Annotated in this window: 11 protein-coding genes; 5 read left to right on the forward strand and 6 right to left on the reverse strand. The window is 50.5% G+C overall.

The genetic code is table 11. The annotated features are described in order from the left end of the window. The first annotated feature begins 232 nt into the window (after positions 1-232). A complete protein-coding gene (locus K3G39_RS14360; protein ID WP_220626865.1) occupies positions 233-1,078 on the forward strand; it encodes a cyanophycinase in 846 nt (281 codons plus the stop codon). Here the strand turns inward: K3G39_RS14360 and K3G39_RS14365 are convergent. Beyond that, positions 1,075-1,983: an NAD(P)/FAD-dependent oxidoreductase gene (locus K3G39_RS14365; RefSeq protein ID WP_220626866.1), complete on the reverse strand. Its 909-nt coding sequence runs from the start codon at positions 1,981-1,983 to the stop codon at positions 1,075-1,077. The two genes, K3G39_RS14360 and K3G39_RS14365, sit on opposite strands and share 4 nt — an antisense overlap. A 232-nt stretch (positions 1,984-2,215) precedes the next feature. On the opposite strand from K3G39_RS14365, the gene K3G39_RS14370 reads away from it, so the two are divergent. Beyond that, positions 2,216-3,454: an OmpP1/FadL family transporter gene (locus K3G39_RS14370; RefSeq protein ID WP_220626867.1), complete on the forward strand. Its 1,239-nt coding sequence runs from the start codon at positions 2,216-2,218 to the stop codon at positions 3,452-3,454. A gap of 18 nt (positions 3,455-3,472) precedes the next feature. After that, on the forward strand, positions 3,473-4,813 hold the full coding sequence (locus tag K3G39_RS14375) for an SGNH/GDSL hydrolase family protein (protein ID WP_220626868.1): 1,341 nt from the start codon (positions 3,473-3,475) through the stop codon (positions 4,811-4,813). Positions 4,814-4,897: 84 nt separating this feature from the next. Here K3G39_RS14375 and polA read toward each other — a convergent pair whose 3' ends face one another. After that, on the reverse strand, positions 4,898-7,747 hold the full coding sequence (gene polA, locus K3G39_RS14380; RefSeq protein ID WP_220626869.1) for a DNA polymerase I: 2,850 nt from the start codon (positions 7,745-7,747) through the stop codon (positions 4,898-4,900). A gap of 450 nt (positions 7,748-8,197) precedes the next feature. Here polA and K3G39_RS14385 point away from each other — a divergent pair, with 450 nt between their 5' ends. Beyond that, complete coding sequence (locus tag K3G39_RS14385; protein ID WP_220626870.1) at positions 8,198-8,773, forward strand: hypothetical protein; 576 nt, start codon at positions 8,198-8,200, stop codon at positions 8,771-8,773. A gap of 205 nt (positions 8,774-8,978) precedes the next feature. Continuing rightward, positions 8,979-10,358, forward strand: coding sequence for a sigma-54 dependent transcriptional regulator (locus K3G39_RS14390; RefSeq protein WP_220626871.1), 1,380 nt, complete (start codon positions 8,979-8,981; stop codon positions 10,356-10,358). Here K3G39_RS14390 and K3G39_RS14395 read toward each other — a convergent pair. From K3G39_RS14395 to K3G39_RS14410, 4 genes are all read right to left on the reverse strand, one after another. Continuing rightward, complete coding sequence (locus K3G39_RS14395) at positions 10,355-13,057, reverse strand: ATP-binding protein (protein WP_220626872.1); 2,703 nt, start codon at positions 13,055-13,057, stop codon at positions 10,355-10,357. The genes K3G39_RS14390 and K3G39_RS14395 overlap by 4 nt on opposite strands. Positions 13,058-13,224: 167 nt before the next feature. After that, positions 13,225-14,007, reverse strand: a complete 783-nt coding sequence (locus K3G39_RS14400; RefSeq protein WP_220626873.1) for a YgcG family protein — start codon at positions 14,005-14,007, stop codon at positions 13,225-13,227. Between the two features lie 6 nt (positions 14,008-14,013). Further along, positions 14,014-14,451 carry a TPM domain-containing protein gene (locus K3G39_RS14405; protein WP_220626874.1) on the reverse strand — a complete coding sequence of 146 codons (438 nt, stop codon included), beginning with the start codon at positions 14,449-14,451 and terminating at the stop codon, positions 14,014-14,016. Positions 14,452-14,540: 89 nt separating this feature from the next. Next, the gene (locus tag K3G39_RS14410; protein WP_220626875.1) at positions 14,541-15,119 is read right to left on the reverse strand and encodes a LemA family protein; all 579 of its coding nucleotides are present in this window, start codon (positions 15,117-15,119) and stop codon (positions 14,541-14,543) included. Positions 15,120-15,850: the final 731 nt, after the last annotated feature.

A 15,850-nucleotide genomic window follows, 5' to 3' on the forward strand; every position in this document is an offset into this window, starting at 1 on the left:
GAGCATATTACATTTTATGTGCCATTGATGTATGATGTTGATTTTCAGTGTGTTGTGAAATTTAATCGCTTTTTATTCTACTAAAATCGTCCAGTAGCGTACAGGTTTTTGTTCGAAAACGGACATGAAAAGGGCTGGCTGCCAGCCTGGTTTAAATTATTTCGGACACATAATTGTAAAGTATAGGGGTGTTTGCTGTATAGCGAACCCGAATAGTAAAATAATTGCACCTATGTACAAAGGTACCTTAATAGCACTCGGTGGCGGATATGATGATGACTTGATTAAGCTGATCAGATCTGAGATATGCCCGGTGCATTCTAATATAGAAGTAATTGCAACGGCGGCTACCGAGCCGCAGGAATCTGGTTTAGCTTACAAAGAGGCTTTCGAGGAATTGGGCTGTAACAAAGTGCAGTTCATGCTGATAGATGAAAATCACGCTGCAGACCAGCCCGGGTACATCAGCCGCATTCAGCAAGCCGATGTGATTTTCTTTACCGGAGGAGATCAGGTCCGCCTGATTGAGTTTCTGAACGGTACACAGCTTTTGGATATTATGCGCCGCCGCTATCACCAGGAACCCATCATTATAGCGGGCACCAGCGCAGGCGCCGCTATCATGTCAGACCGGATGATTTACGATGGCTATGGCCACTACTCGCTTATTAAAGGAGAGATGAAGACCACCATCGGCTTCGGGTTCATCAGTCATTTGTACATCGACACGCACTTTGTGGAGCGCGGCCGCTTCGGGCGACTGGCCCATGCCGTGGCCCACGACCCAGCGTATGTCGGTGTTGGCCTGAGCGAAGAAACCGGCATCATCATCAAAGAAGGAAATAAAATAGAAGTGTTCGGAACGGGTGTCGTGACGATCATCGACGCCAGCAAGATCCGGTTCACCAACACAAGGCAGGTGTCAGAAAACCAGCCTATTGCCGTGGAGCACCTCATCATGCACATGCTGGTAGAAGGGTATCGCTACTGCTTAGAGGAGCATCTGTTTCAGCCAGTGGAGCAGCATCTGCCGGGCCCTGCTCAGGAGGCCAGCGATGCTACTGCCAGCATGGCCTAAGCTTTTACCCGGTCTTCCTGCTGCAACTCCATATTAATGGCGACTCCGGCCTTGGCGCCCTCAGCTGCCGCCACAATCACAAGCTGCATGTCACGGGCTGCATCGCCGGCCACATACAGACCCGGTATATTGGCTTGCTGCAGGCGCCGCGTTTTAATGACGCCCTTACCGGTAAACTCACAACCCAACTGCCTGCCGATATCTGACTGCTGGCTGGTTTCGCCGGAAAAGAAAAGAGCCTCCTGCGGCTTCGCCTCACCATTTCGCAACACAATGTGCTGCAGCATGCCGTCATCGCCCTGTACGCGCACGATGGCCTCGGTGCATACCTTCACTCCGTTTAACTTAAGCAGCTCAATGTCTTTATTGGTGAGTTTCCGGGTGCCGTCTGTATAGAGGGTCACGTCGTCACTCCAGTTTTTCATGGCTAGGGCCTGTCCTATACCTGAACGGTCTTTGCCGTACACAGCAATGGCCTTATCGCGGCTTTCCCAGCCGTCGCAGTAAGGGCAGTGGTGCACGCTTTTACCATAGAGTTCTTCTATACCTTCTATTTCAGGCAGGGCATCGCTGAGGCCGGTAGCCAGCAACATCTTGCGGGAGTGGTAAACATTTCCGTCCTGGTCGTCTATTATATACTGGCCTTTGCTGTAAGTGGCAGTTTCCACAAGGCGGTCAATAATCTGCACATGATACTTCTGAAGCTCTTCCCGTCCTTTCTTAATAAAGTCGCTTGGTTTAACCCCGTCGCTGGACAAAAAGCCGTTCATGCTGGTGGACCAGCGGTTGCGTGGCTTGCCGCTGTCAAACAAAAGCACCTTGCGGCGGGAGCGCCCTAGTATCATGGCAGCATTCAGGCCTGCGGGGCCTCCGCCTATTATAATCACATCGTATTGTTCTTTCATTTGGAATTTCAGTTGAGACTCTATAAACGCAGAATCCTTTTTGGGGATAGCTTTCGTTTCAAAAAAATGCTTTTCAGAGGCTTTGTTCAGGTGGGTTTAGAGAGGTTGGGGATTTTTTCGACTAAAAATAGATTTTATTTGAAAAAAGGTGTTGAAAGTGCTTTGAGAAATAGGATTCTTTTATATATTTGTTTTACCTTATTATCACCTATTTTTAAACAAGTCGCATTTTATGAAAAGCAAAATCTTAGCCTTATTAGGTAGCGCCCTGATTTCAGGTACAGCCATGGCCGGCGGATACCAGGTGAACCTGGCAAGCCAGCGCCAGATTGGTATGGGCCATACGGGCACGGGTCTTTTGACTGGTACCTCCAGCATCTTTTTTAACCCCGGTGCCATGAGCCATATAGGCTACAGCGGCATTACGATAGGCGGAAGCGCGCTTGTCTCCAAAATTGCCTACTCTGCCCCCGAGTCCGGAGGTGTTACAGCTCGTACAGATAATCCGCTGGGTACCCCTTTTCAGGTGTATGGCGTGTACAACATAAATGAGAAATTTTCTGCCGGTCTGGGTGTGTATACTCCTTTTGGTAGCACTGTGAATTGGGGCGACGAATGGAACGGCCGTTTTGGACTGAATCAGCTGAAACTGCAGGCCATTTATGTACAACCTACTGTTAGTTATGCTATTACCGACAAGCTAGGTATAGGTGTTGGTCTTTCATATGTAATCGGAAGCGTGAACCTGCAGCGTTCGCTGCCTGTGCAGAACCAGGACGGTACTGAAGGCGGTATTGAGCTGGATGGCGGCGCTGAGTCGGCATTTGGTTTTAACGCAGGTATCTTCTTTCAGCCAACAGAGAAATTCTCTATCGGTGTGAACTACCGCTCCAGAGTAGACCTGAAAGTAGAAGGTGGCGACGTGATGTTCAGCAACATCCCGATGGCTGCCCGTGCTAACTTCCCGGAGGGAGCTAACTTTGACGCAGAACTGCCAATGCCATCGACACTTTCGGTAGGTATAGGCTTTAAGCCAAACGAGCGCCTGACCCTTGCTGCTGACATCAGCCATGTGGGATGGGATGCTTACGAGAAACTGCGCTTCGACTTTAGCCAGAACGTAGCCGGAAGTCCTTTCTCTGAGGCTGCCAGAAACTACGACAATGCTTTCATCTACCGCATCGGTGGTGAGTACATGGTGAACGACGCCCTGGCCCTTCGTGCTGGCGCTTACCTTGATCAAACTCCTGTACAGGACGGCTACCTGACACCAGAAACGCCAGATTCAGACTCACGCGGTCTTTCTGCAGGTATAGGCTATTCAGTTTCTGAAAACATCAGCATCGACGCGTCTTTCCTTTATATCAACAAAAAAGAAAGAACGGATGCGGCTAACCTGTCTGGCGGTGTTGCGGGTACTTATAAATCTGTTGCCTATATCCCTGGTATCGGTCTGAACTTCAAATTCTAATTCCCTTTAACTAAGTATATGAAAAAGTTTTTCTATAAATCGAGTGTGCTGGCCCTGATGGCTGGTATATTCCTAACGAGTTGCGATCCGGAGATTGATGTAGCGAACCCTAGTTCCGGTGAGCTTAATCTGACAAAGTATGTGGCGGTAGGCAACTCACTCACAGCTGGCTATGCGGATGGTGGCTTGTACCGGGAGGGACAGCTTTCTTCGTTCCCAGCCTTGATGGCACAGCAGTTTGAAACAGCGGGAGGTGGCAGCTTTGTTCAGCCCCTTTTTACAGAAGCACAGGCAAACGGTAGTGGTTATTTAAAGCTTACAGGATTTAACCCTCCTGCAGCACCAGGCGCATCTCCTTCTCCAATACTAACCCCTGTTACTACAAACCTGGCAGTTCGTACAGATGTAGCTCCTTTACCGGGCGGACCTCGGCTTACTAAATTTACTGACCCTGTTAATAACTATGCAGTTCCAGGAATGTCAGTACTGTCCAGTGCAACTCCTATTTATGGCGGTGTAAACCCACACTTCGACCGTTTATTAGCAGATGCAGAAGTAGGCTCAAAGAGCTACATAGCCAAGGTAGCTGAGTCTCAACCGACCTTCTTTACACTTTGGCTTGGTAACAACGACGTGTTAACTTATGCTACTAATGGCGCTGTAGTTAACCCTACCAACCCATTTAGTGACAAAACGCCTGTTGCCACTTTTAAAGCAATTTATACTTCTTTACTTGGAGCTTTAGCCAAAGGCGGGGAAGTAGAAGGTGTTGTTGCAAATATTCCGGACGTAGCAGCTACTCCTTTTTTCACTACTGTAACACTTGATGCAATCAGAAAGTCAGCAGGAATGAGTGACCTGAAGGTTTACATTCGTGTTGCTGAAGGACCTACAGGCGTTCGTGAATTAGGCGAAGGCGATTTAGTCTTATTGACTACTCAGGCTGCAATAGGACGTGTAGATCAGGTTGCTCCAGGAGTGTCTATTCCCCATGGTTTCCATCCTGCTAACCCTCTGACTGATAGCGAAGTGCTTGATAAAGACGAAGTAGCTGAAGTTAGAGCACATACGCAGGAGCTGAATAAAGTAATTGCTGAAGTTGCTGCGGCTAATAAGATTCCTGTATTTGATGTTAACAAGTTCTTTACAGAAAGATTTGCCAGACCTTTCGTACAGAACGGTGTGCCTTACAGTTCTGCTTTCATTACAGGTAATGTATTCTCTTTAGATGGTATCCACTTGACTCCTCGTGGTAATGCCATTGTAGCGAATGAGTTTATTCGTGTAATTAACAGCAACTATAATACTAACATCCCATTAGTTGACGAGACGCAGTACAGAGCTGTATTGCTCCCATAAGCTAACTTCATAAAGAAACAAAAAAGGCGCCCTCCGCATTGGAAGGCGCCTTTTTTGTTTTTGTCAGGTATAGCGAGCTATACCTTAATGCGCTTCGAGCCAGTTTTTGCCTACTCCTAAACCTACTTCCATTGGTACGCTCAGCGGCAGGGCGTTGGTCATGAGCTCAACAATCTTTGGCGTTACGATGTCTACTTCCTCTTTTGGAGCGTCGAAGAGGAGTTCGTCATGTACCTGCAAAATCATGCGGGTGTTCAGGTTTTCGTGGCGCAGGTACTCGTGTATGTTGATCATCGCGATTTTGATGATGTCGGCTGCGGTGCCCTGTATAGGCGCGTTGACAGCGTTTCGCTCGGCAAAGCCACGTACAGTAGCATTGCGTGAATTAATGTCGCGGAGGTAGCGGCGGCGGCCCAGCAGGGTTTCCACATACTCATGCTCGCGGGCTTTCTCGATGGCGCTATCCATGTACTCCTTCACAGCCGGAAATTCTTCAAAGTAAGCCTCGATGATATCAGCAGCTTCGCGGCGCGGTATACCTAGCCGCTCAGACAAACCGAAAGCAGAAATACCGTAGATGATGCCGAAGTTGATCGTTTTGGCTTTGCGGCGCATCTCGCTGTCCACCTGGTCGAGCGGCACGTGGAACACCTTGCTGGCCGTAGAAGCGTGAATATCGAGTCCGTTTCGGAAGGCCTCTTTCATGGTCGGGTCGCCGCTAAAGTCGGCCATGATGCGGAGTTCAATCTGGGAGTAGTCAGCCGAAATAATCAGGTGCTTGCTGTCGCGCGGCACAAAGGCCTTGCGGATCTCACGTCCCCGCTCCGTCCGGATCGGAATGTTCTGCAGATTTGGGTTGGTAGAGCTCAGACGACCAGTGGCCGTTACAGCCTGGTTGAAGGAGGTATGCACACGGTTGTCGAGCGCACAGACCAGTTGTGGCAGCGCATCCACGTACGTTGACTTGAGTTTGGAAAGTTCGCGGTGATCCAGAATCAGGCGCACAATCTCGTGCTCTCCTGCCAGTTTTGACAAGATTTCCTCACCGGTAGCGTATTGCCCCGTTTTCGTTTTCTTGATCTTGGCTTTGCCGTGCAGTCCCATTCTGTCGAAGAGCACTTCGCCGAGCTGCTTTGGCGAACCAATGTTAAATTCTGTATCCGCCAGTTCAAAAATACGCGTCTCTATACCTTTGATCTCCTGCTCAAGCAGCAGCGAAATGTCGGCCAGCGCGTTTGCGTCGATCGATATACCTTCCTTCTCTATACCTGCCAGCACCTGCACCAGCGGATTCTCCACTTCATTGAACAGCTTCATGAGGCCTTGTTCCCGCACAAGTGGCTCAAAGTAGTGTTTCAGACGGAGCGTAATATCGGCATCTTCACAGGCATAGTCCTTCACCTCTTCAGGCTTTAGGTCGGCCATCGTGATCTGGTTCTTTCCTTTCGGCCCAATCAGGTCGGTGATAGGTATAGGACTGTAGTTGAGGTATGTTTCGGCCAGTACATCCATGTTGTGGCGCATTTCGGGCTCCAGCAGGTAGTGGGCCAGCATGGTGTCGAACAGCGGGCCACTCACTTCGATGCCGTAGTTTTTCAGGACCAGGATATCGTACTTAATGTTCTGGCCGATCTTGGCAATGCTTGGGTTCTCGAGTACGTCTTTAAACTCGGCGGCGATGCGCATGGCCTCATCCTCATTATCGGGTGGCACAGGCACGTAATAAGCCTCGCCCGGCAGGTAGCTGAACGACATCCCCACTAGCTTGGCCGTAATCGGGTCGATGCTGCTGGTTTCGGTATCGAAAGAGAATTCCTGCTGCTTTTGCAGGTAGCGAATCAGACTTTGACGCAGGGCAGGCGTATCGATCAGGTGGTAGTCCTGCATGGTGTTGCTGAATCGCTGAAACGGCACATGCTCAGTGGCTATACCTGTTTCGTCGCTGGCTATGGCTGTATCTGTGGCTGCGGCTGTATCAAAGAGGGAGGTTTGCTGCTGGTTGGCTGGCTTGGCACGTCTGGACGCGACTTTGGCAGGCGATCCCTCAGCCATGGAAATGCCCAGTACACGCGTCATCAGCTGACGGAACTCCAGCTCGGCAAACAGCTCGGCCAGTTGCTCCTCGTTAGGTCCGTCGTAGTGCAGGGCCTCGGCGCTGAACGGAACCGGTACATCGCAGTGGATGGTGGCCAGCTCTTTCGACATCATACCCTGGTCGGCAAAGTTTACCACGTTTTCTTTCTGCTTACCCTTCAGTTGGTCGGCATTGGCGATCAGATTTTCCACAGAGCCGAAGCGCTGTATCAAAGACTTGGCGGTTTTCTCGCCGATGCCCGGTATACCTGGTATGTTGTCCACGGCATCGCCCTGCAGTCCCAGAATATCAATCACCTGCTCCACCCGCTCTATTTCAAACTTCTCCAGCACCCGCGCTACGTCCCATACCTCCACGGCATTGCCCAGAAAAGCAGGCTTGTACAGGAAGACGTGCTCGGTTACCAGCTGGCAATAGTCTTTGTCGGGCGTCATCATGTACACATCAAAGTTATCTTTCTCAGCGCGGCAGGCCAGTGTTCCGATGATGTCGTCGGCTTCGTAGCCGTCCATGATGAGCACAGGTATATTAAAGGCTTCTACTATCTTTTTGCAATAAGGTATAGCCAGCGAAATATCCTCGGGCATGGCCTGTCGGTTGGCTTTGTAAGCAGCAAAATTGTCGTGGCGGAAAGTCTTGGCTGCCGAGTCGAAAGCGACGCCGATGTGGGTAGGTTTTTCCTTCTGAAGCACCTCTACTAGGGTATTGGTAAAGCCGAGTGCTGCCCCTGTGTTCATGCCTTTGGAGTTGATGCGTGGGTTTTTGCTGAAGGCAAAGTGCGCCCGGTAGATCAGGGCCATGGCATCAAGCAGGAATAATTTTTTACGTGGTTCGCTCATAGTATAAAGGTATAGGCTGCCGGCTTCCTTTGCAAATTTCTGATAGCGCTAAGGTGTCAACTTCTTCTCATCGGGACTTTATACGCTGCATGAGATGGTGCCACCATAAATTTTTATCAGAGAGAATAGGTATACGGAAATGAAAGAGACGGATCTCCGTGAAGCACATAAAATCAAGGCAACCATCGCAAAATAATCAAGGCGTCGCTTCATTAGTTGCACAGGCTATTTTACCTGCCACATCAGCACGGCTTATACCTGATTACCCAGTTTTGATTCCCCAATGTGTAGAATTTCCGCCCCACTACACGGCAGCTTCCACAGGTTGGGGATATTAGTAGTTTTTCATAATATATTGTAAATCAGACTTCTATACTTATATATAGTTCTGGCACAGTTTTGACTAATAGGCTTTAGGAAAAAATTAAATTTGAGCGACAGAATAAAACTATGAAAAAAATATCCTACCTGGCAGCTGCCATCGCGTTCTTAGGCTTTGCCTCACTTGACGCCAGCGCGCAGACTGACAAGAGCAAAAAGAAGTCGAAGAAGAAGCAGAAAGTAGAGCAAACGACTGAAGTAGAAACTGAAACGAAGGCCAAAACTGAAAATCAGGTAAACTACGAAGAGCAGGCCCAGACTGAGACGCAAGTAGCTACTGAAGAACAGACGCAGACACAAACTCAGCCTCAGGCACAGGAAGAAAACGTAAAGCGTGAAGCGCTTACGAAGGAAGAGCTTCCGGAGCCTGTAAAGCAAACACTTACTGCCGAGGCATTTAGCAGCTGGCAGATTGTAGAGGTGTTCCGCGTAACACCTAACGAGAATGCCGCTGGCGCTAATGCCCAGGGCATGGAAAACCGTGCCGAGCAGGCTAACCAGAGTGCGCAGAATACTAACGCACAGGCAAATGCGCAAGGCCAGGGTGCCAAAACAATGTATGAGATCTTCTTCACCAACGAGCAGCAGCAAAGCGCTAAAGTTCGCATCGATGAACAAGGTAACATTATCCGCGACCAAAAATAAGCCACATAGATTAGATATTAGCGACCCTAATATCATGGAACGAGCCTCCGCCAAGCGGGGGCTCTTCTGTTTTATACCTACTCCACCGAATTTATACCTAACCTTAGCAGCGACTTTTCGGTAAACAGTCGGAATGCACGCCGGAATATGAATTTCAGGGCAAAATTTCCCCTCTGCCCTGCCGTTGTGTATATTGCAATAGATTATGCCCAAAATTCTCTTAATCGACGACGATCCTACCTTTTGCCTGATGCTGAGCACGTTCCTGAAACGTCAGCAGTATGAGGTGAAAACCGCCTATACGGCCAACGAAGGGCTCAGTCAGCTCAAGGCCGATACCTTCGACCTGATCCTGACTGACTTCAGGCTGCCCGACAAAAACGGGCTGGAATTACTTGAGCAGATCCGCGTGCTGGACACCAGAGTGCCAGTTATTCTGATGACGCACTACGCCGACATCCGCACGGCCGTGAAAGCCATTAAAATGGGTGCATTCGAATACCTGGCCAAACCCATCAATCCAGACGAGACACTACTGACCATCCGAAAGGCCCTGACGCATGGGCACGAAGGCAATGTGGCGACGAAGCCGGTTATACCTGCGCAGGGTAGCTTTACTTTCGTGAAGGGAGCCAGTCCACAGTCCACACAGTTGGAAGAGTACATCGCCCTGATAGCGCCCACCAGCATGTCGGTGATTATAGAAGGCGAGAGCGGTACCGGAAAAGAGTATGTGGCCCGCAAGATACACAAGCGCAGCAAGCGCCACGACAAGCCCTTTGTAGCCATTGATTGCGGCGCTTTATCTAAAGAGCTGGCCGGTAGCGAGCTGTTTGGCCACGTGAAGGGATCGTTTACGGGCGCCATGGGTGACAAAGAAGGGCAATTTGAGGCAGCTAATGGCGGCACGCTTTTTCTTGATGAAATCGGCAATCTTTCTTATGAAATACAGGTGAAACTGCTGCGGGCTATACAGGAGCGCAAAGTACGCAAGATCGGCAGCAACACTGACCTCGATGTGGATGTGCGCATCATTGTGGCTACCAACGAAGACCTGGTGCAGGCCGTAAGCCAAGGTGAGTTCCGGGAAGACCTGTACCACCGCCTCAACGAGTTTAAGATCAATATTTCCCCGCTTCGCGACCGCACGGCAGATATCCTGCAGTTTGCCAATCACTTTCTGCAGGTAGCCAACCACGAACTGGAGCGCAGCGTGTCAGACTTTGATGCCGCCGTGACGGTGGCGCTGGAAAGGTATAGCTGGCCGGGAAATTTGCGGGAGTTGAAGAATGTGGTGAAGCGTGCTGTGCTGCTGGCCAAAGGCACTGAGATTATGCTCGATGACTTGCCACCTGAAATCGCCTACCACATACCTGAGCCGACCACTATTGTGGCGCAACCGGATGCCACGCAGGTGGCCATGCCTGTCACGGATCTGCGCACGGCTACAGAGCGCAGCGAAAAAGAGCTGATCATCGAAATGCTGGAGCGCGTGAAGTATAACAAATCCAAAGCAGCCCGTTTGCTCAACATCGACCGCAAGACGCTCTACAACAAAATGCGGCAGTATAACATCGAAGCTTAAGCGGCGGCTTCTTCAGTTTTTTTACGTTTGCTGAGCTCGGTTTCGAGTGCTGTAAGTACCAGGGTTGCCTCGTGCTGCAGTTCTTTGGCTATAGCAGGCAGATTGTCGGTTGGTAAGTCCGGTTGGTGCAGCACCTGCTCGAGCGCATCAATGGATGGCAGCACGGCATAAGCCTGCAGATGGCGGAAAGCAGTTCTCATCTTATGCGCTAGCTCGCCCACCTGATTCCAGTCCAACGCTGCTGCTGCAACGGCCAACTGCGCCAGAGAGCGGCGATTATCCGTTACCAGCACCTCTACAATTTCCCAAAGCGCCTCTTGGTCATCCCCCACAAAAGCACGAAGCTCATCCAAGGTATAGCTAGCAGGTATGGACTCGTTCGTTTGCTGGGCTTTGGCTTCCGTTTCTGGTATAACTTGAGATTCGGCTATACCTTGAGTGCCTGCTATACCTGCCGTTTCTGCATTCTCTTCTTTTTCAATTGGAGCTGCGGGTTCAGGTGCCATTTCAGGTATAGTCTGAGTAGACAGTGCTTTGCTGAGTTTCAGGTATAGGTCCTGTTCGGTGAAAGGCTTAAGCAAGTGGTCTGATATACCTGTTTTGGCGAAGAAGCGCTTGTTACTGCTCATGATGTTGGCCGTGAGCGCCATGATAGGTATAGTAGGGTTCTCTTTCCGGATCGCTCTGGCAACCGCTTTTCCGCTCATACCTGGCAGCTGTATGTCGGTGAGCACAATGTCAAACTGCTTTTCTTTGATTAGTTGCAGTGCCTCCTGTCCGTCATTAGCCAGCGTGACCTGCATGCCTTTGCGGCCCAGAATCAATTGGCACAGAGTACGGCTGTAGGCGTCATCATCAATTACCAGCACGGCTTTGCCTGCCAGCACATTGGTGGCCGAAAGTTGCGGATGAGGTATAGCCTCGGTTTCGGGTGCCGCTACCCGCTGCATTGGTAGCACAATGCTGAAGGTGGTGCCTTCGTTTGGTACGCTGCGCAACGTAAGCGAGCCTTCCTGCATCTCCACCAGTTTCTTGCTGATCGACAGTCCCAGTCCCGTGCCCCCATACTTCCGGATGATAGAATCATCAGCCTGATTAAACTCACCGAACACATGGGCGGTCTGTTCCATGGGTATACCTATACCTGTATCGGACACCTCGATCAACACCACGGCACGATTACGGCGCTGCGATTTTAGCCTGCACGATACACGCACTTCGCCGTCGTGGGTGAACTTGATGGCATTGTCTACCAGGTTGAAAAGCACCTGGCGGAGCCGCAGCGAATCACCTGACAGGTAACCGTTCAGTTGTTCATCCATCGCGCAACTGAAGCCAATGCTTTTGGTGCTGGCCTTGAGCCGGAACGTGCGTTCCACTTCTGCCAGGAGTTGTTTCATCTCGAAAGGGGCCATGTGCAGGTATAGCTTGCCGGCTTCGAGTTTGGAGAGGTCCAGCACGTCGTTTACAATGTGCAGCAGGTGTTGTCCTGCCCCATGTATGGCCTGCAAATGCTCCTGTTGCTGCTCCTGCAGTTGGGTATGGCCCAGCTGTTCCGAAAAGCCCAGCACCACGTTGAGCGGCGTACGAATCTCGTGACTGATATTTGCTACAAAGGCCTCCTTGGCACGTGCCAGCTGAATGGCCTCTTTGCGGGAGCGCTTCAGTTCGGCTTTATACCTGCTGCTGCGGCTAAGGTCGCGCAAGATGATCAGAATGAAGGCGATGCCGCTGGCAAGTCCGAACACGCCGACCAGTAAAAGCACAAGAGACGTTTCTTTAGCTACCTCCTGCGCCTGCGCTGCATTCTGGCTGGCCTGTTGTAATTCGTAGCGTTCCAGGTCGTAGACCATGCGGCGCACCTGGTCCATGATCTGTTTATCCTGTTGCAGGAGCGCCAATTCTTTGGCCACCATAGCTTCCTGCTGCTTTTGCAGTTCACGCTCCACATCCTTCAGCACAATGCGCACCTTGGCAATAGAGGCCATGTTGGTTGATGCAGCCTTGCTTGTATCGGCACTATACTCTTGTTTTACATTTAGTTGCGGCACAACAATAGGCTGCGGCGGCTCTTCTTGCTGTTTTGGCTCATTTCGTTTGCCAAAGAGTTTGTTCAGCAGGCCTTTCCTGTTCTCGCTTTGTGGCGGTTTTGTCGTGACCGTGTCTGTATTGTAAGCCAGCCTGTCGGATATGGTTGTTTTTGTGCGCTGGTTAATGGTGGTGGTAGCTGGCTGTTTGGTTGCCGCCGAGGCGATCTGCTTCAGGGCTTTGTCGGTATAGGCGTTACTGCCGCGCTGCTCCTTTTTCTTGTTCACGTGCTCCTCCAGGCTTTTCCTCTGAGCCAGCAGCAGGGTAGAAACCGAGTCGATCTGAGCCAGTTCAGCGGGGTTATCCTGCATCAGAGTACAGAGTGAGTCGAGTTGGCTGTTGATGTTGCCCAGGTTGTCGAGGTACTCCCGGAAGTGCTTGTCCTCGGTGGTGAGGGTATAGGCGCGGATAGCGCTCTCTGCCGTAGCGATGTCAGCGAGGGTATGCTGCAGCTTGGCCAGCTTGGCATTTGGTTCTGCCAGCACGTTAACCGAGCTGAGTAACAGCGTGAAACTGTTGTAGGTTAGGTATATGGCAAAAACCACCACCGAAAGCGCCAGCGTAAAGCCGATGACGACCTTCGATTTAATGTTTTCGTTGTTTATTTTCATACGCGCAGATTCCCCTCCATTTGCAAAGATACGGATTTTCGGGGAGCTATACTTTCTGTAACGACAAGTAAGCCAGAATCATATGCAGAAGGCAACAACGCTTGCAAAAGGTTGAAAATGGGCTACGTTGTGGTAGGGTTTAGGAGAGAACCAGCAGGTATAGCGGCTTACCAGCTACTGCTGGCACCGCCGCCGCCAAAGGAACCGCCGCCAAATCCGCCGAAGCCTCCGCCTCCGCCACCAAAGCCGCCACCACCTCCGAACATGCCACCGCCCGTGCGGAAAGTACCAAAAGAACCCGGACCTAAAATTGGTCCTCCGAGCGTGCGCACGCCACGGCCTCCTCTGCCTCCGCCACCTTTAAAGCGTGACATGATGAATACCAGCACAATGACGATAATGATGATGGCCATCAGCGAAGGCCCTTCGCCTTCTCCCTGGCTGGCCTGTGGGTCGGCCTGGTACTCGCCACTCGCCAGACTAATGATCAGGTTGGTTGCTTCGTTCAGTCCTTTGTAAAATTCTCCTTGCTGGAAGTTCGGTTTGAGTGTGCGCTCGGTAATACGTTTGGCAATGGCATCGGGTATGATGTGCTCCATGCCGTAGCCTGTCTGTATGGCCACTTTGCGCTCATCCAGCGCGACCAGTATGATAAGGCCGTTGTCGTTTTTGCTGCCCCCTACGCCCCACTGTTCACCCAACTCGGCGGCATATTGGTTGGCGTCGTAGTCGCCTATGGATTTAATGGTGACAATGGCGATCTGGGTAGAGGTGGTATCGTTATAGTTGACCAGCTTCTGTTCCAGTGACTGTATTTCTCCTTTGCTCAGGATGCCAGCCAGGTCATTTACCAGGCGCGGTGGGTTAGGCCTGGGCGGAAAATCATTGCTTTGCGCAAAGGCCAGGGTGCTACACAAAACAAGGTATAGGAACAGAATAGATCGCTTCATGGTGTGTTATTTTCCGAACGAAATATCATCGCTCAGTTCGTTAAGATCGCCTTTGTCGTTGTAAGGGAAATGCGATTTGAGTTGCTCGCCCGCCCTGATCACGCCTTTGGCGAGGCCGGCTGCATATTCTTGTTTCTTGAAGTGAGAGATTACTTCAGCGGTGATGTCTTCCCAAAAGTGGCCGGGCACGATGGCGTTGATGCCGGCATCGCCAAGCACGGCAAACTGATGGTCTTTGATGGCCACATAGAACAGAACGCCGTTGCGTTGCTTAGTCAGGTGCATGTGCAACTGGGCAAATACCTCGGTGGCACGGTCAAGCACATCGCCTTCGCAGTTGTTTTCGATGTGCACCCGTATTTCGCCGGAGGTGTTACTTTCCGCCTCCTGTATGGCATCCATGATGACCTTTTCGTCCGCTTCGGTTATAATGTCTTTAGGCATGTCATTGATGGCTAAATGGTTGCATGGTTAAATTGTTAAATCGTTTTGGACCAACCATTTAACAATTTAACCATTTAGCAATTGATTTTCTAAAACTGCACAGTCGGCGCACGTTCGGCACCTGGGTCGGCCTGGAAGTGGCCTTTGCGTTCGAAGCCGAAAATGCCAGCCATGAGGTTGTTGGGGAAGGACCGGACTGTTGTGTTATAATCCTGTACGGACTCGTTGAACTTACGCCTCTCCACCGAAATACGGTTTTCTGTTCCTTCGAGCTGCGCCTGCAGTTCCAGGAAGTTCTGATTCGCTTTCAGCTCCGGATAGCGCTCCACAGAAACCAGTAAGCGGCTCAGGGCGCCTCCCAACTCGTTTTGTGCAGCCTGGAAGCGCTGTAGGTTTTCTGGCGTCAGGTCATCGGCGTTAAGTTGTACGCTGGTGGCTTTGGCGCGTGCGTTGATTACACTCTCCAGGGTTTCGCGCTCGAAGTTAGCGGCACCCTTCACGGTATTCACCAGGTTTGGTATCAGGTCAGCGCGGCGCTGGTAGGCATTCTGCACGTTAGCCCACGCGGTTTCCACGGTTTCGTCTTTTTGCACCATCGTGTTGTAGCCACAAGACGAAAGCGAGTTGATCATGAGGAAACCGATCAGGTAGAAGAAGATTTTTTTCATGTTTTTGAGGAGTATGGTTTGTATACGATATAAGTACAAAGTTAAGCGATATGATTACGGAAAACATAGGATGACGTTGTAAAATTGGTTTTGGAGATATAGCTATGGCTGTTATAGGTATAAGAGCAGCTTCTCGTAGGTATAGCAACTTGCATTGCTTTGTAGCTTCGCCTGTGCGGCGGGCACCTACTTTTTTTCTTGACAAAAAAATCGAGGGCCCCTACCCCCAGTAGGCTAAAAAGTCAAGACTCCCCAAACGCTCGAACAGTGGGTAGTCGTAAAAGTGCACCTGGCAAATGCGATCTGCTTCGTTGCTCAAGGGACAAGTTACGCTTGCTATACCTGCCAGGGGAATTTGCTACGAAGCTATGCCTGTCAAAAGGCAGCGGCAGGCTCCTTCCCCTGTTTTTACGGGAAGGTTGGGATGGGGTGAAACTTTCCCTTCGAAGGGGCAGGGGGATGTTCAATAAGATAGCGTCCTAGATTGCAGAAACCACGAAACTATACCTGAAAAACTGGAAATATTCGAAACACCCTTTTTAGATAAAGGCTCTCGACAAAGAAGGGACAGGGTATGGTAAACGTTCGTGCGGCTCAGTAAACTCTCTAGTACACAGTCAACTTAGTAGGTAATGATTGCGTTTCTTCCTTAAAAGCAGGAGGAAGCATGGAGAAGATAGAAATAAAATTGAGTGAATCAGATAAAGAGTACCTGGAGCATTATGTGAGCA

The organism is Pontibacter sp. HSC-14F20, from assembly GCF_019599265.1.
Classification (GTDB): domain Bacteria; phylum Bacteroidota; class Bacteroidia; order Cytophagales; family Hymenobacteraceae; genus Pontibacter.

Coding starts and splice junctions, on each gene's coding strand:
- K3G39_RS14360 (WP_220626865.1), top strand. CDS start 233: ATGTACAAAGGTACCTTAATAGCACTCGGTGGCGGATATGATGATGAC.
- K3G39_RS14365 (WP_220626866.1), bottom strand. CDS start 1,983: ATGAAAGAACAATACGATGTGATTATAATAGGCGGAGGCCCCGCAGGC.
- K3G39_RS14370 (WP_220626867.1), top strand. CDS start 2,216: ATGAAAAGCAAAATCTTAGCCTTATTAGGTAGCGCCCTGATTTCAGGT.
- K3G39_RS14375 (WP_220626868.1), top strand. CDS start 3,473: ATGAAAAAGTTTTTCTATAAATCGAGTGTGCTGGCCCTGATGGCTGGT.
- polA (WP_220626869.1), bottom strand. CDS start 7,747: ATGAGCGAACCACGTAAAAAATTATTCCTGCTTGATGCCATGGCCCTG.
- K3G39_RS14385 (WP_220626870.1), top strand. CDS start 8,198: ATGAAAAAAATATCCTACCTGGCAGCTGCCATCGCGTTCTTAGGCTTT.
- K3G39_RS14390 (WP_220626871.1), top strand. CDS start 8,979: ATGCCCAAAATTCTCTTAATCGACGACGATCCTACCTTTTGCCTGATG.
- K3G39_RS14395 (WP_220626872.1), bottom strand. CDS start 13,057: ATGAAAATAAACAACGAAAACATTAAATCGAAGGTCGTCATCGGCTTT.
- K3G39_RS14400 (WP_220626873.1), bottom strand. CDS start 14,007: ATGAAGCGATCTATTCTGTTCCTATACCTTGTTTTGTGTAGCACCCTG.
- K3G39_RS14405 (WP_220626874.1), bottom strand. CDS start 14,451: ATGCCTAAAGACATTATAACCGAAGCGGACGAAAAGGTCATCATGGAT.
- K3G39_RS14410 (WP_220626875.1), bottom strand. CDS start 15,119: ATGAAAAAAATCTTCTTCTACCTGATCGGTTTCCTCATGATCAACTCG.